Source organism: Sphingopyxis sp. PAMC25046, from assembly GCF_004795895.1.
Lineage (GTDB): Bacteria > Pseudomonadota > Alphaproteobacteria > Sphingomonadales > Sphingomonadaceae > Sphingopyxis.
This window is the reverse complement of the sequence record NZ_CP039250.1, coordinates 4,007,501-4,029,892: the sequence shown is the minus strand read 5'-3', so window position 1 is coordinate 4,029,892 and position 22,392 is coordinate 4,007,501. Positions and strand designations below refer to the sequence as shown.

Genomic DNA, 22,392 nt, shown 5'->3' with positions numbered 1-22,392 from the left:
GTCACCCCGCGAGGGCGGGGATGACGGGAGAAGGATGGCCCTATTTTTCCTTCAGCCAGCTTTCGACTTCGCGCTTGATGCGCGGGCGGCTGGCGCTGCGTTCCTTCAGGCTCGCCAGCGTCTTGTCATAGGGTTTGCGCACATCGGCGGCCAGCGGTGCCGCGATTCGCTCGAGCTTCGCGATCATCGCGGGATCGTTCGACGAAGCCGCGAGCCCTGCGAGGAAGCGGGCGCGTGCCGAGGCGTCGATGAGCCGGTCGACCGCGGCCTGATTGGCCTGCGCGAAATCGACCGCCAGTTCGGCATGGTTGGCGGCGACCGCGCCGATGATCGCGGCGCTGACGGTCTTGCCGGGTTCGTCGGTTAGCGCGAGCGCGAGTGCGCGCTTGGCAAGCGCTTCGTCTTTCGCCGACCCGAGCAATGTATAGAAAGTGCTGCGCTCGACCGCCGATTTCGATGCCTTGGCCATGGCACGCAGCTTGTCCCATTCGGCCTTGCCCGCATTCGCCGCGACGATGCCAAGCCAACGCGATTTCAACGGACCGTCGAGCGCGGCGGGATCGCTGTCCAGCAGCGCGAAGCGGCGCCGTGCTTCGGCGAGCACCTCCGCATCGCCCAACGTCCCGAGCGCCCCGAGCGTTTCCGAACGCAGGATGCTGTCGAGCGCGGGCTCGTCGGCGCGGGCGTCGAAGCCGAGCCGCCCCATCGCCGGGGCGAGCGCCGCGGTGCCGCGCGCTGCGATCTGCTCCTGCACCGCCGGCTGGTCGTCGAACAGCTTGTAGAGCGCCGCATAACGCCCGGCGGCGTCGCCGAGCAGCTTCTGGTTGGCATCCTTGGGCACCGCCGCCAACAGGTTGAGCGCCGCGCCCATCGGCTGGTATCCGGCATAGGCGAGCGCGAAATTGTCGCCGAGCAGCCCCAATTGGTCGATTGGGGCCAGCTTTGCATAATCGGTGCGAAGCGCAGTCAGCGCAGCGGACGAATAGAGAGTGCGGTAATAGCCAGCCTGGCCCGCGTTGATCAGCACCGGGCCGCAGCCGGGCAGGGTCAACGTCCCCGTCCCGCCCGCGACCACCTGCCGCGCGACCGCACCATCGCCGGCGCGCGCGAGGACGGGCACCTGCCAGCGGCGGTTTTCGGCGTCGATGCCCTGCTTGCGATCGCGGGAAAATTCACTCTGTGTCAGCGCGACGGTCGTGTTGCCGCCCGCGCAGGTCACGCCGCCGACGCGGAGCAGCGGAATGCCCGGCTGGTTCGTGAAATCATGCGCGATCGCCGTCAGCCCCTTGGCGCCCGCCGCTTCGACCGCGCCCCACAGATCGTCGGTGCGCGTATTCGCATATTTATGCTTTTCCATGTAGTTGCGCAGCCCCTCGCGCCACACATCCTCGCCAGCGTAGGATTCGAGCATCGTGATGACCGCTTCGCCCTTCTGGTAGGTGATCGCATCGAACGCCTGGTTGGTATCCTCGACCGTGCGGATCGTCTGGACGATCGGGTGCGTCGTCGCGAAAGCGTCGAGCCCCATCGCGCGCTCGCGACCATCGACGCGGTCGAGCAAAGGCTGCCAGTCGGGGTGGAAATGGTCACTCGCCTTGGTTTCCATCCAGCTCGCGAAGCCTTCGTTGAGCCAGAGGTCGTCCCACCACGCCATGGTGACGAGATCGCCGAACCATTGGTGTGCGACCTCGTGCGCCTGCGTCGAATAGATCTGCTGGCGCGTCGCATCGCTCGTGATCTTCGGATCGTCGAGCAGGATGCGCTCGAAGGTGAAGATCGCGCCCCAATTTTCCATCGCGCCGAAAAATTGCGACTGGCCCGGCCCCGCGACATTGTCGAGCTTGGGCAGCGGATAGGGCTGGCCGAAATAATCGCTGTAATAGCCGAGCAGGGGGCCGAGGCTGTCTAGCGCGAAGCGCGCCTGCTCGCCCGATCCCTTGGGCGACACGATGCCGACATCGGCGCCGCTGTCGCTCTTCGCCGCGAGCCGCTCGAAATTGCCGGTCGCGAAGAAGAGCAGGTAGGACGACATTTTGGGCGAGATATGGAAGGTCACCTTCTTCTTGCCGCCGTCGACAGGCGTTTCGCTCGTCACGGGCATGTTGCTGACCGCAAGGTCGCCCGCGGGAACGGTCGCCGAGAGGGTGAAGGTCGCCTTGTAGCTCGGCTCGTCGAAGCTGGGCACGAAGCGTCGGGCGTCGGGCGCCTCGAACTGGGTGAACAGCCCGCGCACCTCCTTGCCGCTGAGCTTGTCGGGATAGTCGAGCGCGAAAAGCCCGTTCGCCTGCGTATTGATCGTGCCGGTGTAGCGGATAGCAAGGCGATATTTGCCCGGCGCGAGAGGCGCGGGGGCGGTGAAGATTACCGTCTGCGCGGCGGCATCGGTCGCTGCGGTCAGCGCGATAGCCTTGCCGTCCGCACCTATGAGACTGGCGCTCGCGAAGTCGAGGTCGAGCGCGTTCAACGTCAGCGTCGCTGAGGGCTCGTATAGTTCGATGTCGATGCCCGCCTCGCCGGTGAAGGTCAGCGCTTGGGCGTCCGGGGTGACGCTGATGTCATAATGCAGCGGTCGCGCGATCCGTGGCAGCTGGCTCGGGATGCTTGCATCGAGCGGGGCGCCGGCCAGCGCAGGCGCCGCTGCGACGGGTGACGCCGGCGCAACTCCGGGCTGCGTGGCGCAGGCGGCGAGGCTCAGCGACGAAACGGCGCTGAAAAGGAAATGACGTGCAGTTGTTTTCATGATGCGATCCCCGGTAATTTTCTGCCATGCTACGCCTGCAGGGCCATCTTGCGGGCGCCGCTTCGACCGGCGGTCATAGCCTATCGACAGACGACGCGATTCACGGCAGCTTGGTTGCATGACAAAACCTATATTGCCTGGAGAGGTAGCCGCCGCCGTCGTCGATCCCGTCGCCTATGGCAATTGGGACCCGCTGCACGAACAGCTCGCCTGGGCGCGGGCGAACGCGCCGCTTGCGGTTGCCGAGAATCCCGAGCTCGATCCCTTCTGGCTGGTGACGCGCCACGCCGACATCATGGCGATCAGCCGCGATCCGCAGCGCTTCGCCAACGGTATCCGCCCCACGGTGCTTACCAACCGCGACGGCGAGGCGATCGCGCGCGCCGCTACGCCGAACAATGATGGGCACCTTATCCGCTCGCTGGTGCAGATGGATGCCCCCGATCATATGAAATACCGGCTGCTTACCCAGAGCTGGTTCATGCCCAAGAATCTGAAGATCGTCGAAGACCGCATACGTCACCACGCGCGGAGCGCGGTCGAACACATGCTCGCGATGGACGGTGAATGCGATTTCGCGCGCGACGTCGCGGCGCATTATCCGCTCCGTGTGATCATGGACATATTGGGGGTGCCGCCCGAGGACGAGCCGCGGATGCTGATGCTGACGCAGCAATTGTTCGGGTCGACCGATCCCGAGCTGAACCGCAGCCGCGAGGCGATCACGAGCGCCGAGCAGGCGATCGCGATGCTCAATTATGTGATCGCCGATTTCGAGCAATATTTCGGCGCGCTCACCGCCGACCGCCGCGCCAGCCCGCGCGAGGACATCGCGACGGTGATCGCCAATGCCATGGTCGGCGGCGAGCCGATCCCCGACCGTGAGCTTGCCGGCTATTATATGATCATCGCGACCGCGGGCCACGACACGACGAGCGCCTCGACTGCGGGCGCGATCATGGAACTGGCGAAGAACCCCGCGCTGTTCGGCCGTTTCCGCGATGCCGAAAGCGACAAGGCGGGGCTGATCGAGGAAGCGATTCGCTGGACGACGCCGGTCCAGCATTTCATGCGCAGCGCGCGCGAAGACGTCGAAATCGGTGGCCAGACGATCCGCGCGGGCGACTGGTTGATGCTGAACTATGTATCGGCCAACCGCGACGAGGATGTGTTCGGCGATCCCTTCGCCTTCGACCCCGATCGGGAAAAGAATCAGCAGATCGCTTTCGGCTTCGGCGCGCACGTCTGCCTCGGCCAGCACCTCGCGCGCATGGAAATGCGGATATTGATGGAGGAACTGCTGCCGCGGCTCGCGAGCATCGAACTCGCGGGCGAGCCGGCGCGCGTCGAATCGGTGTTCGTCGGCGGGCTGAAGCGCCTGCCCATCCGCTTCACGCTCGCTTAGCGCAGCCGATCGCAAACCCCTCTTTTCGCCAATGGAACAATCGCTTCCCCGCTGCGTTTCAACGCAGCTAGAGGAGTGTAAAGATGAAAAGATTGAAAAAGGGCGTGATCGCTATTGCGGCGGCTTCGATGGTGGTTTCACCGGTGTTTGCTTCGGCCGCGCCCGCGATTGATGGCGCTCGCGCAAGTTCTGCCGTTAGCGGTGAAAATAATCTCGAAGGCGCAAGCTGGATCGCGATTGTGCTGGGCCTCGCCATCGTTGCCGGCGGTATCTGGCTGGTCGTCGATGACGACAACGACGACCCGGTCAGCCCGTAAAATTCGTCGCCGGGCAGCGCCCGTCCCCGAGCAGCGGGGCGGGTGCTAGTTTTTTTCGCCGGCGAAAAAACGAGCCACGACTTCGCTCGCGAGGCGCGCGGGGCGGAGCGTTTCGGCGTCGATGCAGCACCAGCTAGACTTGACTTCGGCCAGTACATCCTCGCCGCGCTTGATGATCGTCTCGTAAAAGGCGCGCGCGCCCTGAACCTTCTCAAGGATCACGGTAGCGATGACCTGATCGTCGAGGAAGGCGGGACGGCGATAGGTGATTTCGTGCTTCAGCGCGACCCACAGATGCGCCGCGACCGCTTCGGGCGGGGCGATATGGCGCCAGTGCGCGAGCACCGCTTCCTGTACCCAGCTCAGATAATGGGCATTGTTCACATGCCCCATGAAGTCGATCGCATCGGGGCCGACCTTGATGTCATGATCGTGGGGGAGGGCGGTTGCGCTCATATCGTTGACACTAGTGTCAATATATTGTGACGGAAAGATGAATCTTCATCCCCGCCCGCGATAGGGCGCAACGCCCTGGTCGGGCAGCCACAGCCCTTCGGGCGGGGGATCCGACTGCCAGAAGACGTCGATCGGAATACCGCCGCGCGGATACCAGTAACCGCCGATGCGTAGCCATTGGGGTTGCATCTCGTCGAACAGGCGGCGGCCGATGCCGACGGTGCAATCCTCGTGAAAGCCCGCATGGTTGCGGAAACTGCCGAGGAAAAGCTTGAGGCTCTTCGATTCGACGATCGTTTCGCCTGGGGCGTAATCGATGACGAGGTGCGCGAAATCTGGCTGGCCGGTCACCGGGCAGAGCGACGTGAACTCGGGCGCGGCGAAGCGGACGAGATAAAGCTCTCCGGCGCGCGGATTGGGTACATAGTCGAGCACCGCGGTCTCGGGCGAGGCAGGAAGTTCGCTGGACTGGCCGAGATGTTTCGGTGCGAGCGGGGTAGGGGTGGAATCGGTCATGGAAAGGCTCTAGTGCGCAGCGCGGCCGATGTCATCCGGGCCCGTACCCGGGAATCGACCGCTGCAAGGTTCAGCGCCAATTCAGCGGCGCGGGCGACATATGGGTAGCGTGGGATCGCGGACAAGATGACGGTGCGTAACTTCGGGCGACAACAGGCGGCGGCGTTTGCGCTGGCGGCGGCAACGCTGGCTGCGGGCGGTCCTGTGGCCGCGCAGGATACGACGACGTCGTCCCCCCCGATCGATTTCCGCCTGCCGCCGCCTACCGACGACGGCCGTACGCCCGGCGTACAGGGGCCGTCGGACAATGGCTTGCCGCCGGTGGCGCCGGGCGAGCGGCGGGGTCAGCCGACACCCACTCCCGCCCCGACGTCGCCGCAGCCCGTTGCACCGCCGCGCGTGACGCCGACGCAGCCTGCCACCGTGACCCCTGCTCCCGTTCCCGCGCGGCGCGATACCCCCGAAACCGCGCGGCCGCGTCCGGCTCAGCCCGAAGCGGTGGAGCCTACGACGACCGATAACTTGCCATCGCCTCCCCTCGATACGGCCACGCCGCCGCCCGCAACCGTGAACGCGGCACCGGCAACCGCTGACGAAACGCCGGTCGCTGCGCTCCCCCCGGCCGACACGCCCTCCGGCACGCCGATTTGGGCCTGGGCGCTCGCCGTGCTGGCGGCGGCGGGGGCCGCGTTCTGGTATTGGCGCCGCCGCACTGCGCTAGCCGGTCCGGCGGTCGACGAGGTCGACGAGGCCCCGCGTCCGGCAGCCCGCGCCGCCGCGCCGCTGCCCAGGCCTGGGGTTCCGCCGGTTCCGCGTCCGGCGCCGGCGCCGCCACCCGCACCCGCATCGCGACCCGAGGCGGCGTCGGCCCATCCGCTCGTTACGCGCGCCGCGGGTGAGAGGCGTGCCGTCGTGGGCATGGCGCTCGAGATCCGCAGCATCCGTTTCGCACCCGATCATGTAGCGGTCGGCTTCGCGCTCAACCTGATGAACCAGGGGACGGTGCCGGCCACCGGCCTGATGGTCCGCATCGCGCTCAATCAGGGCTCGGCGATGACCGAGCCGGTTCTCAGCCGCTTCTTCGACGGCGCGGGGGGCAGCGTGCTGCGCGACGACATCGCGCTGGCGGTCGGCGCGGGCGAGGAATTGTCGACCGAAGTGATGCTGCCGCGCGCCGCGATCGAGCCGCTGATGATCGGCGGCAAGCCGATGGTCGTTCCCGTCATAGCGTTCGACGTCACCTATCATTGGGACGGCGAAGGCGAGGCGTTCGGTCAGAATGCGGGCAGCTTTGTCATCGGCCGTGAACAGGGCGCGAGCGGCAGCGAGAAGCTGGCGCCGCTGCCGCTCGACCGGGCGTCTTATGCCGTCGACCGACCCGGCGCGCGCGCGACCGCGATCCGGCGCAGCCAATAGTCCGCTTCAGGACGGCATTGCTTTTCTGTTGCGGTGCACCATCGACTGCGGCAGGACGGACCAGCTTGAAAAAGCAGGGGTGGGGGCATAGGCTGACTATCCCCGGAAAGAAGCCACAGCAGGATGGCCGGGCGAGGGACAGGCAAACAAGGTTCCCGACCGGTCGTAACAGGAGCATGACATGGACGCCTTGGTCTCAACCGACTGGCTGGAACGCGAACTGGGGGCATCGGACCTGCGGGTCGTCGATGCGACGAAATTTCTGGGGGCCGATCGCGATGCCCGTGCCGAATACGAAGCGGGCCACATTCCGGGCGCGGTATTCATGGACCTGGCGGAGCTGACCGACGCGTCGAACGCGGTCGAAAACATGGCCCCGTCGGCCGAAAAATTCGCCAGCCGCATGCAGTCGCTCGGGCTGGGCGACGGCAGCCGCATCGTACTTTACGACGACAGTCCGCTGAAGAGCGCGGCGCGCGCTTGGTGGCTCCTGAAGCTGTTCGGTGCGCACGACGTCGCGCTCCTCGACGGCGGTCTCGCCAAGTGGAAGGCCGAAGGTCGCGCGCTCGAAATGGGCAAGCAGACGCTGCGCCACCGCCACTTCACCGTATGGCGCGACGCGAAGGCGGTGCGCACCAAGGACCAGATGATCGCGAACGTCGACAGCGGTGCCGAGCAGGTCGTCGACGCGCGCCCGGCGGCGCGCTTTACCGGCGAGGAACGCGACCCGCGCCCTGGCCTCGCGCCGGGCCACATCCCGAACTCGCGCAGCCTTCCGCACGGCGAACTGTTCAATGCCGATGGCACGTGGAAGCGCGGCGACGATCTGAAAGCGGCGTTCGACGCCGCCGGAGTCGATCTCGACAAGCCGCTTGTCACCACCTGCGGCAGCGGCATGACCGCCACCGTCGTCGCCTTCGGCGCGCACCTGCTCGGCAAGGATGATGTTGCAGTCTATGACGGCAGCTGGCTCGAATGGGGCGCCGACCCCGCGACGCCGAAGGCGACGGGCGGCGCCTGAAGGCAAGCAGGTTGAATATCCTCCTCGCGTCAGGGTGGATTTTGGCCGGTGCTCCGCTAACAAGGCGGCGATGAGCAACAGCGACGATGACAGCCTTCGCCCTGCGACCAAACTTGTGCAGGGCGGACGGCGACCCGAGTGGATCGGCGATCCGCGGCTCGGCGGCGGGATCGTCAATCCGCCGGTCTGGCGCGCCTCGACGATCCTTTACGACAATATCGCCGACCTAAAGGCGCGCGGCCACGCGACGCACGACAAGCTTTATTACGGCCGGCGCGGGACGCCGACCGTGTGGGCGCTCGCCGATGCGTTGACCGGGATGGAAGCGGGCGCCGAAGGCACTTTGCTCTATCCCTCGGGGGTCGCCGCCAATTCGGCGGGGCTGCTCGCGCTGCTCTCGCCGGGCGATCATCTGCTGATGGTCGACAGCGCCTATGAACCGACGCGCGCCTTCTGCAACAGCATGCTCGCACGGCTCGGCGTCGAGACGAGCTATTACGACCCGCTTGTCGGGGCGGGAATCGCCGACCTCATCCGGCCCGAAACCCGGCTGATCTTCCTCGAATCGCCGGGCAGCCTCACCTTCGAGGTGCAGGATATTCCGGCGATCACGCGAATCGCGCGCGCCCGCGGCGTGCTGACGATGCTCGACAACACCTGGGCGACGCCCTTGCTTTTCCCTGCGCTCGCACACGGCGTCGATGTCGCGATGATGAGCCTCACCAAATATGTCGGCGGGCACAGCGATGTGATGATGGGCTCGCTGACGGCGACTCGCACCGTGTGGCCGAAGCTGCGCAGCGCCGCCTACCAGCTTGGCCAGTCGGTTTCGCCCGACGATTGCGCGGCTGTCCTGCGCGGCCTCCGGACGCTCGAGGTGCGGATGCAGCGGCAGGGCGAAAATGGCCTTGCCGTCGCAAACTGGCTGGCGGGCCGCGCCGAGGTCGGCCGCGTGCTGCACCCCGCGCTGACGGACGATCCCGGCCATGCGATCTGGTCGCGCGACTTTTCAGGCGCCAGCGGTCTGTTCGGCTTCACGCTGAAGGGCGCCGACGAGGCGGCGCGGACGCGCTTCATCGATTCGCTCGCCCATTTCGGCATCGGTTTCAGTTGGGGCGGCTACGAAAGCCTCGTCGTGCCGAGCGATCCGCAGATGATTCGTACGGCCACCCGCTGGACGGACCCCGACCCGCTCGTCCGTCTGTCGATCGGGCTCGAGGATCCGGCCGACCTGATCGCGGACCTCGAACGCGGCTTTGCCGCGATGGCCGGATGATGGACGAACTGCTCGTAAGACTGGGCCTGCCGCATCTGGCGGACGCCGAACTTGCCGAGCTTGCCATCGCCGCCGCCTTGGTCGCTGTTGCCGCCGTGACCGGCTGGATAGCGCGCCGGCGGCTCGGCGCGCGTGCCGCCGACTGGCTGCACGGTCACGAGGTCAGCGTGCGCGGCCCGTTGACCGAGCGCATCCCGTCACTGACCTTCTGGATCGGGGCGCTGCTCGTCATTATCATCGGTTGGGCAGCCTGGCCTTGGGATCCTTATGCGCGGCTGCTTCTCGGGGCGGCGGCGGCGATCGCAGCGGCCGCCTCGGTCCGGCATCTCGTCATCGGCGCTGGCCTTGGCGCGATTCCGGCGCTCCTCTTCGCCTCGATCGCTTTGGGCGCGATCCTCTCGCACGCGGTGGGCGGGCTGGCGATGATGCGCGGGCGCCTCGCGGCCACGGGTTTCGAGGTCGGCGCTCGAAGTTTCTCGCTCCTCACCATTGTCAATGTAGCGCTGACTGGGCTCGCCCTGTTCCTGCTCGTCCGACTCGGCAACCGCATCGTGCGCCGGGTCGTGCGCGGGGGCGGCGACCTCGACCCCACGCAACAGTTGCTCGTCGAAAAGCTTGCCGGCGTTGCGATCGTCGTCGCGGCCTTTTTCATCGGCATCGACCTGCTTGGCATCGACCTTACGGCCTTTGCCGTCTTCTCGGGGGCGCTCGGGCTCGCGGTCGGCTTCGGTCTGCAGAAAACCTTCGGCAATCTGATCGCCGGGATCATCCTGTTGATGGACCGGTCGATCAAGCCCGGCGACGTGATCGTCGTCGCCGATGCGGTCGGCCGGGTGAACAAGATCGGCGTGCGCGCAGTTTCGGTGATCACGCGTGACGGCAAGGAACATCTCGTCCCGAACGAATTGCTGATGACCGAGCGGGTCGAAAACTGGAGCTATTCGAGCCGCGAGGTTCGGGTGCGGATGAAGGTGGGGGTCAGCTATGACAGCGACCTGCGGCTTGCTCAGCGTTTGATGATCGAAGCGGCGGAAGAAGCGCCCCGCGTGCTGGACAGCCCTGCGCCGGTCTGCTGGATTACCGCTTTCGGCGACAGCAGCGTCGATCATGAACTGCGCATCTGGATATCCGACCCCGAAGGCGGACTCGGCAATATCCAGGGCGACGTCTATCTGCGCATCTGGGACAAGTTCAAAGAGGCGGGGATCGAGATTCCCTTTCCGCAACGCGACCTGCGTCTTCGGTCATTTCCCGAAGGCGCGTCGCTGCCGTCGCCGCCCAAACGCGCGCCGCGAAAGCGCGACTGAACGGCGACCTCGTTCAGAAGCCCACCTTCTTCGCGCGTTCGATACATTCGACGATGATGCGCTTCGCCTCGTCGACATCGCCCCAGCCGTTGAGCTTCGCCCATTTGCCGGGTTCGAGGTCCTTATAGTGGGTGAAGAAATGCTCGATCTGCTGGAGTACGATCTCGGGCATGTCCTTGTAGGTTGCGACCTTGTCGTAATAGGGAAAGGTCTTGTTGACGGGAACGCACAGCAGCTTCTCGTCGCCGCCGGCATCGTCGACCATGTTAAGCACGCCGATGGGGCGGCATTTGACCACCGCGCCTGCGACGATCGGCGAACGCGCGACGACCAATGCGTCCAAAGGATCGCCATCCTCGCCCAGCGTGTGCGGGACAAAGCCGTAATTGGCGGGATAGCGCATCGGGGTGTGGAGAAAACGATCGACGAACAGCGCCCCCGACGCCTTGTCGAATTCATATTTCACCGGCTCGCCGCCGATCGGCACTTCGATCAGGACGTTCAGGCTGTCGGGCGGGTTGTCGCCGGCGGGAATCAGATCGATGCGCATGGGAGAAGTCAGTCCTTTGTTTTTTGATTCGGGCGCCCCTTAGCCCTTCAGATCGCGCGAAGTCGAGATGCCCGATGCCGCGCGGCGACGACCGGTGTCTTCCCTGCGCTCGAAAAGAACGGCTGTGGCGGGTCTAGAGCGCCCGCCGCGGCGCCAATAGCCGATCGAACCAGTCGGGGCCACTGCCGGTTTTTTCGAGGTGCGGCCAGCGGAGCCCGCCGTGATAGGCGATCTCGACATTCCGATAGCGCCCGCCGCGCTCGACGAGCAGCCGCACCGGCGTCTTGCCGTCGGTCGCCGCCTGCACCGCGGCTTCGATCCGCTCGCGGCTATAGGCGAGCCCGTCGACCGCGACGATCTTGGTGCCATTGACGATGTCGGCCTTGAAGGCGGGGCCGTTCCACAGGATGCCGGTCGCGACGCCGTCCTTGTCGACCGTCATCCCCAGCGAATGGGTCAGGTCGGCGTTCTTCGCCTGCGCCATGCGGTCGCGGTCGAAGACGTTCGGCGTGTTGCGCCAGACGAGGCGATAGCCCGCGCGCTCGATCCCGCCGGTGGGTGCCGGGCGCCCGCTCGTCTGCATCCGTTGGCGCAGGAAACCTGCCCAGTCATAGGGATGAACCGCATTCAGCGCGGCGACGACATCGTCGAAATCATAGACCTGCTGCCCCCAGTCGCCTTCGCGTCCCCCGAAAAAGGCGCGCGCGAAATCATCGAGGCTCTTGGCGTTGTTCGTCGCGCCGCGGATCAGCATGTCGGCCTCGAGCCACATCAGCGACCCCTCGTTGTAATAATCCTCGCTCCGCGACCAGCTCGAAAAGGGCTTGGGTTTGCGCGCCGCGATCACCGGGTCGAGCGTTGTATCCTCGACCGCGCGCCACTCGCGCCCTGGCTGCACGCTGTAATAGCCGGCGTTGGTCGCCCATTCGGCGAGCACCGTCTCCTTCGACTGCATCCCCGACCGCGCGGCGAGGACGAGATCCCAGAAGCTCGTCTGACCTTCGTAGACCCACAGCAGATTGCCTTGCATCGGGGTGCGGTAATCGGGGGTCCAGAGCTTGTCGGGCCGGCGATATTTGCCGTTCCAGCTGTGCGTCAGCTCGTGCGGGAGCAGCCCGCGCTCGCTGTCGTTATCGTTCCATTTGGTGAAATAGTCGGGGTTGCGGCTGTTCTCGCTCGAACGATGATGTTCGAGACCGATCCCGCCGAGTTCGTCGCTGAGCGCCAGCAGAAATTCATAGCGGTCGAAATGGCGGACGCCGAACAGCGCGACGGCTTCGGAGACCAGCGCCGCGTGGCGCGCGATATGGTCGGGGCTCGCCTCCAGATATTTTGCCTCGTCGGCGACGACGTTCAGCGTCACCTTGTTGCCGAGATCCCATTTGCGGAAATGACGCCCCGCGAACATCGGGCTATCGACGAGGGTCTCGTAATTGGTGGCGGCAAAGCTGTAGCGGTTGCCGGAGACCTTGAGCCCGTCGAGCGCCGATGCGCCGGTCCACCCTTCGGGCAGCGTCACCTCGAGCTGCACCGGAATATTCCGCGTGAAATAGCCGGCGGGATATAGGCTGACCTCTTCCCATTGCAGGTTCATCATCGCCGGGGTGACGACGACGCGGCCTTCGCTCGTGCGCGTCGGCGACAGGAAGTCGAAGGCGACCTCTATGCTCTTGGTGCCCGCGGGCACATCGACATCAAAGGCATAGACGTCGGTCGGTTGGCGCGTCCAGGCGAGCGGCTTGCCGCCCGCGCTCGCCTTGAAACCCGCCATCTCGGCGATCGCGCCGCGCGGCGCATGCTTGCCGGGCAGCCATTCGGGATAGAGCAGGGTGAATTTGCCAGCCTTCGCCACCGGGATCGTCTGCCGGACGTGAAAGATGCCGCGCGCCACGTCGGTCGCATCGACACGGAGCTGCATCGTCCCTGGATAGGCTTTGTCGGCGGGCAGCGGAATGGTCAGCGGCTGGACGACCGGCTGGGGGCGGCTGACCGCTTCCTGCGCGTGGATGGGGGCGGCCAAAACGAGAGGAGCGGCGATGAGGGTGGTTGCGACCAAGCGTGTTTTTTTCATGACGGCTCTCTGCCGCGATTCGCACTTTTCTACAACCTTCTCCCCTTGCGGGAGAAGGATACGAAGCCTTGGCGCGGAGCGTCTAGGCGGAGTTGGATGAGGGGTGGCGGTCGCTCGGCGACCGCGCGAGCCAATGGCTCGCACCCCTCACCCAGCTTCGATTAGGCAGCAAGCTGCCAAGTCTGCGCATCCCTCTCCCGCAAGGGGAGAGGGGACTTTGCGCAGTATGTAAAATCGATTAGACGCCGCCGCCATGAGCAAGGACAAATCCGCCAAGATCCCGACCCCGCAGGCCGTGCGCGGCACGCAGGACATGCTCGGCGATTTCGCCGACCGTTTCGCTTATGTCGTCGAGACGTTCGAACGGGTGCGCCGCCTCTATGGCTTCAAGCGGATCGAGGTTCCGGTGATCGAGCCGACCGCGGTGTTTGCGCGTTCGCTTGGAGAGACGACCGACGTCGTGTCGAAGGAAATGTACTCGTTCGAGGATCGCGGCGGCGAATCGATCACTTTGCGTCCCGAATTCACCGCGGGGATCGCGCGCGCCTATATCACCAACGGCTGGCAGCAGTTCGCGCCGCTGAAGGTCGCGACGCACGGCCCGCTGTTCCGTTACGAGCGGCCGCAGAAGGGGCGCTATCGCCAGTTTCACCAGCTCGACGCCGAAGTGCTCGGTAGCGACAGCCCGCTCGCCGATGCTGAATTGCTGGTATTCGCGGATCAGCTCTTGAAAGAGCTGGGGATCGCCGAGGGTGTGACGCTCACGCTCAACACGCTGGGCGATGCGGAAAGCCGCGACGCGTGGCGCGCGGCGCTGGTCGAGCATTTCGAGGCGCATCGCGGCGATCTGTCCGAAGACAGCCTCGCGCGGCTCGACAAGAACCCGCTCCGCATCCTCGACAGCAAGGATCCCAAGGACCGCCCGATCGCCGACAGCGCGCCCGATATCGACGCGTTCCTCACGAGCGAGGCGCAGGATTTCTTCGGCGCCGTGACGTCGGGTCTCGATGCCGCGGGGGTCGCGTGGGAGCGCAACGCGCGGCTGGTGCGCGGGCTCGACTATTATCGCCACACCGCGTTCGAATTCGTCACCGACCGTCTCGGCGCTCAGGGCACGGTGCTCGGCGGCGGGCGCTATGACGGGCTGATCGAGAATCTCGGCGGGCCGCCGACCCCGGCGGTCGGCTGGGCGGCGGGGATCGAGCGGCTGGCGATGCTGCTCGCCGGCGATGTCATCGATACGCGCCTTGATGCCGTAATCGCTGTTGAGGACGACGCGGAACTTGCATTTGCAACTAAGGCGCTCTCGGCTCTTCGGGCCGGGGGCTTTTCTTCGGAGATCGTGGCGACCGGGTCGCCCCGTAAGCGGTTCGACAAGGCGGCGAGGATACCCGCGCGCGCGCTGATTTCGGTTGGTGTGCGAGATGGCCAACGCTTTACTCGAAGCAAGACCGACGGCAGCGAAGTTGCTGCCCGCGTGGATGCCTTCTTCCTTTCGATCGCCTGATGACCTCCGTTTCCTCCAAACAGATCGACGCCATCATCGAACGCCACGCCGCGTTGCAGGCGCGCATGGCGACGGGCGATATGGCGCCCGCCGACTTCGTCGCGGCGTCGAAGGAGTTTGCCGAGCTCGAACCCGTCGCCAAGGCGGCAAGCGAAGTGACGCGGCTGCGCGGCGAACTCGTCTCGCTGGGCGAGATGCTCGCCGATCCCGAAATGAAGGCGATGGCGGCCGAGGAAATCGCCGCGATCGAGGAAGCGCTGCCTGCTGCTGAGCATGATCTCGCGATCAAGCTGCTCCCCAAGGACGTCGCCGACGAACGCGCCGCGATGCTCGAAATCCGCGCTGGCACCGGCGGCGACGAGGCGGCGCTGTTCGCGGGCGATCTGCTGCGGATGTACAGCCGCTTCGCCGATACGCAGGGCTGGAAGGTCGAGGTCATTTCGGCGAACGAGGCCGAGGTCGGCGGCTATAAGGAAGTCGTCGCGTCGGTGAGCGGGCAGGGCGTCTTCGCGAAGCTCAAGTTCGAAAGCGGCGTCCACCGCGTCCAGCGCGTCCCTGCGACCGAAAGCCAGGGGCGCATCCACACGAGCGCCGCGACCGTGGCGGTGCTGCCCGAGGCCAAGGAAGTCGATGTCGCGATCAACGACAGCGACCTCAAGATCGACATCTACCGCGCGAGCGGCGCCGGCGGGCAGCATGTCAACACGACCGATTCGGCGATCCGCATCACGCATATTCCGACTGGCCTCGTCGTGATCCAGCAGGACCAGCGCAGCCAGCACAAGAATCGCGCCAAGGCGATGCAGGTACTGCGCGCGCGGCTTTACGACCTCGAGCGCGAGAAGATCCACAGCGCCGAGGCCTCGGCGCGCAAATCGATGGTCGGATCGGGCGACCGGTCCGAGCGTATCCGCACCTATAATTTCCCGCAGGGCCGCGTGACCGACCACCGCATCAACCTGACGCTCCACCGCCTGCCCGAAATCATCGAGGGCGCGATGGACGAATTGATCGACGCGCTGATCGCCGAAGATCAGGCGCAGCGGCTGGCGGGGCTGGGTGACTGACGTCGCCGCCGCGCTGCGCGATGCGGCGGCGCGGCTCGCGGCGGCTTCGGATACGCCGCGGCTCGACGCCGAATTGCTGATGGCGCATGCACTGGGCGTCGAGCGGCAGGCGCTGCTGCTCGATCCGTCGCGCTTCACCCTGTCGGCGGATTTCGACGCAATGCTCGCCCGCCGCATGAACCATGAGCCGGTCGCCTATATCATCGGCTATCGCGATTTCTGGACGATCCGGCTGAAAGTCGGGCCCGGCGTGCTGATCCCCCGCCCTGACAGCGAGACGCTGATCGAGGCGTGTCTCGACTTCGCTCGACACGAGCGGAAGGAGGGATGGCCGAAACATATTCTCGACCTTGGCACGGGGCCCGGCACGCTGCTTTTAGCGGCGCTCAGCGAATGGCCCGACGCGCAGGGCCTCGGCGTCGACGCCAGCGAAACGGCGGTCGGCTATGCGCGGGCCAATGCGATCGCGCTCGGGCTGGCCGACCGTGCCGAACTGAAACAGGGAAATTGGGCGGAGGAGGTCACGGGCCGCTTCGACCTCATCCTCTGCAACCCGCCCTATATCGCCGATAACGAGAAGCTAATGCCAGATGTCGCCGATCACGAGCCCGCGGGCGCGCTGTTCGCCGGCGCCGACGGCCTCGACGATTATCGCCGGATCATCCCCGATCTGCCGCGAATATTGGCGCCCGGCGGGGTCGCGATCCTTGAAATCGGGCACACACAACATATCTCGGTGGGTGAGCTCGCCAAAGCCGCGGGATTCAAGGTCGCCTGCAGACAGGATCTGGGCGGCCGCGACAGGGCGCTTTTGCTGACCCGCCCCTGACACCCGCACAGAATTCGCTTGGTTTCCGCCGCAAAGCGCGGTAGGGGCGGCTTACAGACCCGGCACGGGTACCTTGATCGGTCCGGCTGGTCTGTTTCCCACTTACGATGCTGGTGCGGGGCCTTGGGTCCGGCGCAAGCGGTAAAGGGCAAGAACCGCGCATGGCGCGGGCGCGACGCGCAATTGGCGCGATCGGCCAAAAGGGGTTGGCGTAGCTTATTAGCTTATTCGACAGGATGTCTCAGTTGAACATGAACAACCGGCAGAGCGGTCGCCGTCGCGGCCGCAACAACAACAGCAACAATAACAACCGTTCGCAATCGGGCGGTCGCGGCGGGGTCGACCAGGCCAACCGCATCGACAGCCGGGCTCGCGGCAACGGCGCCCAGATGATCGAGAAATATCGCAACCTCGCGCGCGACGCGCAGCTTGCGGGCGACCGGGTCCAGACCGAATATTATCTGCAGTTCGCCGACCATTATTTCCGTGTGGTGAGCGACTTCCGCGCCCGGCAGGAAGAAAAAGCCGCGGCGAACGGGCAGGAGCGCAGCAGCGATCGCGGCCGCGAGATTCGCGGCGTCGAGGATTTCGACGGCCATGATGATACCGACGGCGACACCGACACCGACACCGGCCGCGAAGACGGCGAAACCGGCGACGAGCGGAGTGACCGCAACGATCGGGGCGACCGCGGCCAGCGCGACAATCGCGGCAATCGCGAAGCGCGGGGTGATCGCGACGACGACAATCGCGGCAACCGCCAGCGCGGACGCGCGGCGCGCAATCGCGACGAGGACGAAAGTCGCGGCGATCGCGACGACGCCGCACCGCGCGACGAAGCCGCCGAGCAGGAGCCCGCGCCGCGCCCGTCGCGTCGTCCCGCCCGCCGCGCGCGTCAGGACGACAGCGCCGACAAGGGGGCCGGAAAGGACAATGCCGGGATCGACACGGCGGTTCTGCCGCCGGCGATCGGCCGGACCGAGCGCAGCGCCGAAGGCAGCGAAACCGCCGAAGCCGCGCCTGCGCCCAAGCCGCGCCGGACGCGCAAGACGCTGGCTGCGGCTCCGCGCGATACCGGGGTCGAAGCGGCCGAATAAGCCGACGATTTCGCACTGGTTTTTCCGATTCGCATGACATAGCCTCCCCGCGGGATATTCGCGGGGAGGCTTTTTTATGCGCGCGTTGGCAATGCTTTGGGTTGCGTTCGTCCTGACGGCAGCCCCCGCGGCGGCGCAGGAGCCCACAAGGGGCAATGCGCAGGGTGACCTTGCCGTCACCATCTATAACGGCGGCCAGTCGCTGGTGCAGGATATCCGCCAGATCGCTTTCCCTGCCGGCCGGACGCGACAGGAATTTCCCGATGTCTCGGCGCAGATCCGCCCGCAAACGGTGTCCTTCGCCGCGGCGAACACCGCGATCGTCGAGCAGAATTTCGACTATGATTTGCTCTCGCCCAATGCCTTGATGCAAAAGGCGGTGGGCGAGACGGTGACGCTGCTGCGCACCAACCCCGCCACCGGTGCCGAAACGCGCGAGCGTGCCAAGGTGCTTGCCGTGAACGGCGGCGTCGTGCTGCAGATCGGCCCGCGGATCGAGATATTGCGCGACGACGGCCTGCCGGTGCGCGTGATCTTCGACAAGATTCCGCCGAATCTGCGTGCCAAGCCGACTTTGTCGATCACCGTCGACAGCGACCGGGCGGGGACGCGGCCCGCCACGCTCTCCTACCTCACGAACGGGCTCGGCTGGGCGGCCGATTATGTCTCGCTCTATGACGAAAAGGCCGGGACGATCGACGTCCAGGGCTGGGTGACGCTCTCCAACAACACCGGCACGACTTTCGACAATGCGAAGACGCTGCTCGTCGCGGGGACGCCCTCGACCCGCGGCGCGGTCTCGCCAGCCTATCGCCCGCGCCCGCAGCCGCCAGGCAACCTCCGCCGCGCGGGCACCGAAACCGCGCCGCGCGAGCAGCTGGGCGATTATTATCTCTATCCGCTGGCCGAGCGGACGACGATCGCCAATGCGCAGACCAAGCAGGTGAGCTTCCTCGACGTCAGCGGGGTGCCGGCGCAGAAAATCTATGAATTCACCGTCGGCGGGTTCGACACGATGACCGAACCCGCCAGCGCGGCGAGCGTGATCAAGTTCAACACGAGCGCGAAGGGGGGCGGCCTCGGCGACGCGCTGCCCGCGGGGACGGTGCGCTTTTATCAGCGCGACATGCGCGGCGATCCGCAGTTCATCGGCGAAAATAACATCGGCCATACGCCGATGGGAAGCGAACTCGGCCTCGCGACCGGACAGGCGTTCGACGTCAAGGTGCAGGCGACTGTGGATAAGCGCGAGCGCATTTCTCCGCGCATCACCCGTTCGTTCATGTCGTACAAGCTGACCAACGCGCGCGCACAACCGGTGACGCTTGACCTCATCCAGCGCGGACTCGACTGGTATTGGGACGAAACACGCATCCTCGCCGAAAGTCGGAAAAGCGAACGGCTCGACAGCGACGGCACGCGCTGGCGGATCGAAGTGCCCGCCAATGGCGAGGCGACGATTACCGCCACCTTTGAAACGCGCACCTGATTCGCGGGGCATGATGCGCCGCTGGCCGTTCCTGCTGTCGATGCTCGCCGCATCCCCGGCGGCGGCGCAGCTGGCGGTTACCTCGCTAGCGCCCGAGAAAGTGTCGGTCAGCGTCTTCCGCGATCCCGGCCGCGACGAGGGCGGAGAGATTTCGCCGGGCTGGCTCGAGGGTTTCGCGCTGATTTCCGAAACGCGGACGATCGACTTCCCCGCGGGCGAAGCGACGGTGCGTTTCGAAGGCGTCGCTGAGGGAATGATCGCGGTGTCGGCGATCGTCACCGGCCTGCCCGGCGGCGTGGTGCAGAAGAATCGCGACGCGGCGCTGCTGTCGCCCGCCAGCCTGCTCGACGGCTCGCTCGGCAACCGCGTCCATATCCGCCGCACCAACGGCGCGACGGGCAAGGTCACCGAGGAAGAAGCGATCATCCGCTCGGGTCCGGCGGGGGCGGTCGTGCTGCAAACGTCCGCGGGCTACGAAGCGCTGCGCTGCACCGGCATTCCCGAATCGATTCTCTACGACGGCGTGCCGGCGGGGCTGACCGCGAAGCCGACGCTGTCGGTGACGACGCGCAGCCCGGCGGCGCAGCGCGCCACGGTGACGCTCACCTATTTGTCGACGGGCTTCGACTGGGCGAGCAATTATGTCGCGCGCGTGCGCGAGGATGGGAAGACGCTCGACCTCTTCGCCTGGCTGACCGTCGCCAACAGCAATGGCGAGAGTTTCGCCGACGCCGGGCTTGCGGCGATCGCGGGCACGCTGAACAAGGTCAGCGATTTCGAGGAACTCGCCGAGCGGCCGCGCACGCCGCCGCTCCGCCTTAACTGCTTCCCGACCGGCAGCGGACGCTATGGCGCTCCGCCGCCACCGCCGCCGCCACCCGCGCCGCCGCCACCGGCGATGGAAGCGAGCATGGACAGCATCGTCGTCACCGGATCGCGCCTGCAGCGCGCGGCGATGACGACGCCCGTCGCGATCGTCGCGAGCCAGGAAGATCTGGGCGACCTCAAGCTCTATCGCGTGCCCATCCCGGTCACCGTCGCCGCGAACGGACAGAAACAGGTCGCGCTCCTCGTCAAGGACGGCGTGCCCTTCCGCACCATCTATCGCCTGCGCGTCTATCCGGGCGACGAGGGAAAGGCGATGGAGCCCGAAATCCTGCTGCGGATGCAGAACAAGAAGGCCGAAGGGTTGGGCGTTCCGCTGCCGAGCGGACAGGCGGCGGTGTTCGAACCCGTCGGCGGCCGCGAGATGCTGGTCGGCGAGGGACGGATGCGCGACCATGCGGTCGGCGAGAAAGTCGACCTCGTCATCGGCGAGAGCAGCCAGGTGCGAATCGACGTCGAAAATTATGTGCCGCCGAAGAATGGCCGGCACGACTATCGTATCACCGCAACCAACGCGAATCCGCATCCCGCAGACGTCGAACTCGGCTTTGAGGTCGATGACAGCGACAGCCTCGATTCGCGCATCCGCAAGCTTCCGCGCCGCGACGGCTTGCTCACATGGGTCGTCCGGGTGCCCGCGAACGGCAGCAAGACGTTCCACTACCGGGTAAAGGCGGAGGATTAGGGCCCGGCCTCTAGGCCGGGGGCAACGCGCGCGGGCGGTGATTTTCGTCGAGCGCGACGAAGGTGAAGAGACCCTCGGTCACGCGCTCCTCGGTCCGCCCGCCGTCGCGCGTCGCGATCACTTCGATTCTGATGCCCATCGAGGTGCGCCCGCGCCGCTCGAGATGCGCATAGACCGAGATGATGTCGCGCAGCAGGATCGGCGCGATGAACTCCATCGTCTCGATCGCCACCGTCGCGACCGCGCCCTGTGCGACGCGTCCGGCGACGATGCCGCCCGCGATGTCCATCTGGCTCAGCACCCAGCCGCCGAAGATATGCCCGTTGGCATTGATGTCCGCGGGGCGGGGGACGACGCGCAAGATCGGGTCGCGCGGGCAATCGGCGGGCGTCGTTTCGGTCATGGCTTCAAATCCGGGTCATTTTCAAAAGGGTCTTCGATCGATTCGTCGTGGCCGCTACCGCTCGACAGAAAGACGAGCCCCATCAGCGCCGCGCCGAGCATCACCGACAGGCCGACGCCGGCCGCGGTCGCGATGATCATATGGATCGTCAGCGCTTCGCCCATCGTGAAGCGCAGCCAGCTGAGCGCGCCGAGGACGGCGAGCAGCGACACGAGCGTCATGCCCTTCATCAGCCGGCGATAGCGTGTCCAGGCGACGTTCGACGTGTCGCGATTGTCGAGCGGGGAGCGTTTGACCATGCGCGCCTCCATGGACCAAGCCGCCGCCGCGGCCAAGCGTCATCGCGGGAGGTGGGACGTTTCGTCCCACATGCGAATCATGATAGGCTCGCCCGGCAACAGAATAGAATATGGGAGCGGCAGCTATGACGATCGGAGCGATTGTTCGTGAACGGACCGGGGCGGTGATTTCGGCGCGGCCGGGCGACGCGGTCCGCGCCGTGATCGACCTGCTGGCGCAGAATCGAATCGGCGCGGTTCCGGTGCTCGAGGGCGATATGGTGGTCGGCATCTTTTCCGAACGCGACATCGTTCGCCTCTTGTCCTCCTACGGTCCCGACGCGCTCGACCGTAGCCTCGACGAAGTGATGACCAAATCGCCGGTGACCTGCGATTCGGACATGGCGGTGATCGGCGCGCTGTCGCAGATGACGCAAAAGCGCATCCGTCACCTGCCCGTCGTTCATGGCGGCAAGATGGTCGGCTTCGTGTCGATCGGTGATCTCGTCAAATATCGCATCGACAAGATCGAGGCCGAAGCCGCGGCGATGCGCGACTATATCGCGTCCTGAGTCGGCGCCTCGGCGACCGGCGGCTGGCGGCGAAGCACCAGGCGAATCACTTCGGCGAGCGCCTCGCGCTCGAGCAGCCACAGGAGCGCGCCGTATAGCGCCATGCCGAGACCGACGAGCAGTGCGAGCTGCACCGGCGCGGCGAGGCCAAGCGATTCGAGCGCCTGACCCGCGAAGCCGACCCCGATCGCCATCACCAGCGCGGGCGCGAGCCCCGGCAGCATAGCGCGCGCGACATCCCACAGCGATATGCCGATCAGCGGCGCCGACAGGCGCGCGGTGACGATAAGGAGCAGGGGGGCTGCGATCAGCCACGCCCACGCCATGCCGATCAGCCCCCATTCGGCGCCGACGAGAAACGACACCGGAAAGAGGATTGCGCCGCTCATCGCGGTGAACATCGAAATCGACGGTTTGCCGAGCGCATTGGTGACCGGGGCAAAGAGTATCTGCACCGTCATCAGGATCAGCGCGAGCGAGATAAGCTGGATATAGGGCGCCATTC

At 66.0% G+C, this 22,392-nt stretch carries 21 protein-coding genes (1 of these 21 running past the window's edge); 13 read left to right on the top strand and 8 right to left on the bottom strand.

Annotation, left to right across the window (positions count from 1 at the left end):
- Positions 1-40 precede the first annotated feature (40 nt).
- Entirely contained in the window at positions 41-2,740 is a 2,700-nt protein-coding gene (locus E5675_RS18905) for a M1 family metallopeptidase (protein ID WP_136175864.1), read from the bottom strand.
- 118 nt (positions 2,741-2,858) lie between these two features.
- Between E5675_RS18905 and E5675_RS18900 the strand changes: the two genes are divergently transcribed.
- Positions 2,859-4,145, top strand: a complete 1,287-nt coding sequence (locus tag E5675_RS18900; RefSeq protein ID WP_136175863.1) for a cytochrome P450 — start codon at positions 2,859-2,861, stop codon at positions 4,143-4,145.
- A gap of 83 nt (positions 4,146-4,228) precedes the next feature.
- Complete coding sequence (locus tag E5675_RS18895) at positions 4,229-4,462, top strand: hypothetical protein (RefSeq protein ID WP_136175862.1); 234 nt, start codon at positions 4,229-4,231, stop codon at positions 4,460-4,462.
- Between the two features lie 45 nt (positions 4,463-4,507).
- On the opposite strand, the gene E5675_RS18890 is transcribed toward E5675_RS18895, so the two are convergent.
- Both E5675_RS18890 and queF read right to left on the bottom strand, forming a co-directional pair.
- Positions 4,508-4,918: a thioesterase family protein gene (locus tag E5675_RS18890; protein WP_136175861.1), complete on the bottom strand. Its 411-nt coding sequence runs from the start codon at positions 4,916-4,918 to the stop codon at positions 4,508-4,510.
- A 45-nt stretch (positions 4,919-4,963) separates the two neighbouring features.
- Positions 4,964-5,434, bottom strand: coding sequence for a preQ(1) synthase (gene queF / locus E5675_RS18885; protein WP_136175860.1), 471 nt, complete (start codon positions 5,432-5,434; stop codon positions 4,964-4,966).
- A 126-nt stretch (positions 5,435-5,560) separates the two neighbouring features.
- Between queF and E5675_RS18880 the strand changes: the two genes are divergently transcribed.
- The 4 genes from E5675_RS18880 (at position 5,561) to E5675_RS18865 (ending at position 10,454) form a co-directional block, all read left to right on the top strand.
- On the top strand, positions 5,561-6,850 hold the full coding sequence (locus E5675_RS18880) for a hypothetical protein (protein WP_136175859.1): 1,290 nt from the start codon (positions 5,561-5,563) through the stop codon (positions 6,848-6,850).
- A 181-nt stretch (positions 6,851-7,031) separates the two neighbouring features.
- Complete coding sequence (sseA, locus tag E5675_RS18875; RefSeq protein WP_136175858.1) at positions 7,032-7,871, top strand: 3-mercaptopyruvate sulfurtransferase; 840 nt, start codon at positions 7,032-7,034, stop codon at positions 7,869-7,871.
- 70 nt (positions 7,872-7,941) lie between these two features.
- Positions 7,942-9,147, top strand: coding sequence for a cystathionine beta-lyase (gene metC / locus E5675_RS18870; protein ID WP_136175857.1), 1,206 nt, complete (start codon positions 7,942-7,944; stop codon positions 9,145-9,147).
- Positions 9,147-10,454 (top strand): mechanosensitive ion channel domain-containing protein, encoded by a 1,308-nt coding sequence (locus E5675_RS18865; RefSeq protein WP_136176579.1) that lies wholly within the window; start codon positions 9,147-9,149, stop codon positions 10,452-10,454. The genes metC and E5675_RS18865 overlap by 1 nt, the downstream gene beginning before the upstream one ends.
- Positions 10,455-10,467: 13 nt before the next feature.
- On the opposite strand, the gene ppa is transcribed toward E5675_RS18865, so the two are convergent.
- Both ppa and E5675_RS18855 read right to left on the bottom strand, forming a co-directional pair.
- Entirely contained in the window at positions 10,468-11,004 is a 537-nt protein-coding gene (gene ppa / locus E5675_RS18860; RefSeq protein WP_037556922.1) for an inorganic diphosphatase, read from the bottom strand.
- A gap of 133 nt (positions 11,005-11,137) precedes the next feature.
- Positions 11,138-13,075 (bottom strand): M61 family metallopeptidase, encoded by a 1,938-nt coding sequence (locus E5675_RS18855; protein ID WP_136175856.1) that lies wholly within the window; start codon positions 13,073-13,075, stop codon positions 11,138-11,140.
- Between the two features lie 253 nt (positions 13,076-13,328).
- Between E5675_RS18855 and hisS the strand changes: the two genes are divergently transcribed.
- The 6 genes from hisS (at position 13,329) to E5675_RS18825 (ending at position 20,634) form a co-directional block, all read left to right on the top strand.
- Complete coding sequence (gene hisS / locus E5675_RS18850) at positions 13,329-14,582, top strand: histidine--tRNA ligase (RefSeq protein WP_136175855.1); 1,254 nt, start codon at positions 13,329-13,331, stop codon at positions 14,580-14,582.
- A complete protein-coding gene (gene prfA / locus E5675_RS18845) occupies positions 14,582-15,649 on the top strand; it encodes a peptide chain release factor 1 (RefSeq protein ID WP_136175854.1) in 1,068 nt (355 codons plus the stop codon). The genes hisS and prfA overlap by 1 nt, the downstream gene beginning before the upstream one ends.
- On the top strand, positions 15,642-16,478 hold the full coding sequence (gene prmC, locus E5675_RS18840; RefSeq protein ID WP_136175853.1) for a peptide chain release factor N(5)-glutamine methyltransferase: 837 nt from the start codon (positions 15,642-15,644) through the stop codon (positions 16,476-16,478). The genes prfA and prmC overlap by 8 nt, the downstream gene beginning before the upstream one ends.
- Before the next feature lie 251 nt (positions 16,479-16,729).
- Positions 16,730-17,575, top strand: a complete 846-nt coding sequence (locus E5675_RS18835) for a DUF4167 domain-containing protein (RefSeq protein ID WP_348769831.1) — start codon at positions 16,730-16,732, stop codon at positions 17,573-17,575.
- Positions 17,576-17,651: 76 nt separating this feature from the next.
- Positions 17,652-19,064, top strand: a complete 1,413-nt coding sequence (locus E5675_RS18830) for a DUF4139 domain-containing protein (RefSeq protein ID WP_136175851.1) — start codon at positions 17,652-17,654, stop codon at positions 19,062-19,064.
- A gap of 10 nt (positions 19,065-19,074) precedes the next feature.
- Positions 19,075-20,634 (top strand): hypothetical protein, encoded by a 1,560-nt coding sequence (locus tag E5675_RS18825; RefSeq protein WP_136175850.1) that lies wholly within the window; start codon positions 19,075-19,077, stop codon positions 20,632-20,634.
- 10 nt (positions 20,635-20,644) lie between these two features.
- On the opposite strand, the gene E5675_RS18820 is transcribed toward E5675_RS18825, so the two are convergent.
- On the bottom strand, positions 20,645-21,037 hold the full coding sequence (locus E5675_RS18820) for an acyl-CoA thioesterase (protein WP_136175849.1): 393 nt from the start codon (positions 21,035-21,037) through the stop codon (positions 20,645-20,647).
- On the bottom strand, positions 21,034-21,336 hold the full coding sequence (locus tag E5675_RS18815; protein ID WP_136175848.1) for a hypothetical protein: 303 nt from the start codon (positions 21,334-21,336) through the stop codon (positions 21,034-21,036). Before E5675_RS18815 ends, E5675_RS18820 begins: the two co-directional genes overlap by 4 nt.
- Positions 21,337-21,461: 125 nt before the next feature.
- Here E5675_RS18815 and E5675_RS18810 point away from each other — a divergent pair, with 125 nt between their 5' ends.
- A complete protein-coding gene (locus tag E5675_RS18810; RefSeq protein ID WP_136175847.1) occupies positions 21,462-21,887 on the top strand; it encodes a CBS domain-containing protein in 426 nt (141 codons plus the stop codon).
- Here the strand turns inward: E5675_RS18810 and E5675_RS18805 are convergent.
- Positions 21,872-22,392, bottom strand: the 3' end of a protein-coding gene (locus tag E5675_RS18805; protein ID WP_136175846.1) for a lipopolysaccharide biosynthesis protein. The gene runs 1,012 nt beyond the window's last position; only the last 521 of its 1,533 coding nucleotides appear in the window; its start codon lies off the right edge, out of view; it ends in the stop codon at positions 21,872-21,874. The two genes, E5675_RS18810 and E5675_RS18805, sit on opposite strands and share 16 nt — an antisense overlap.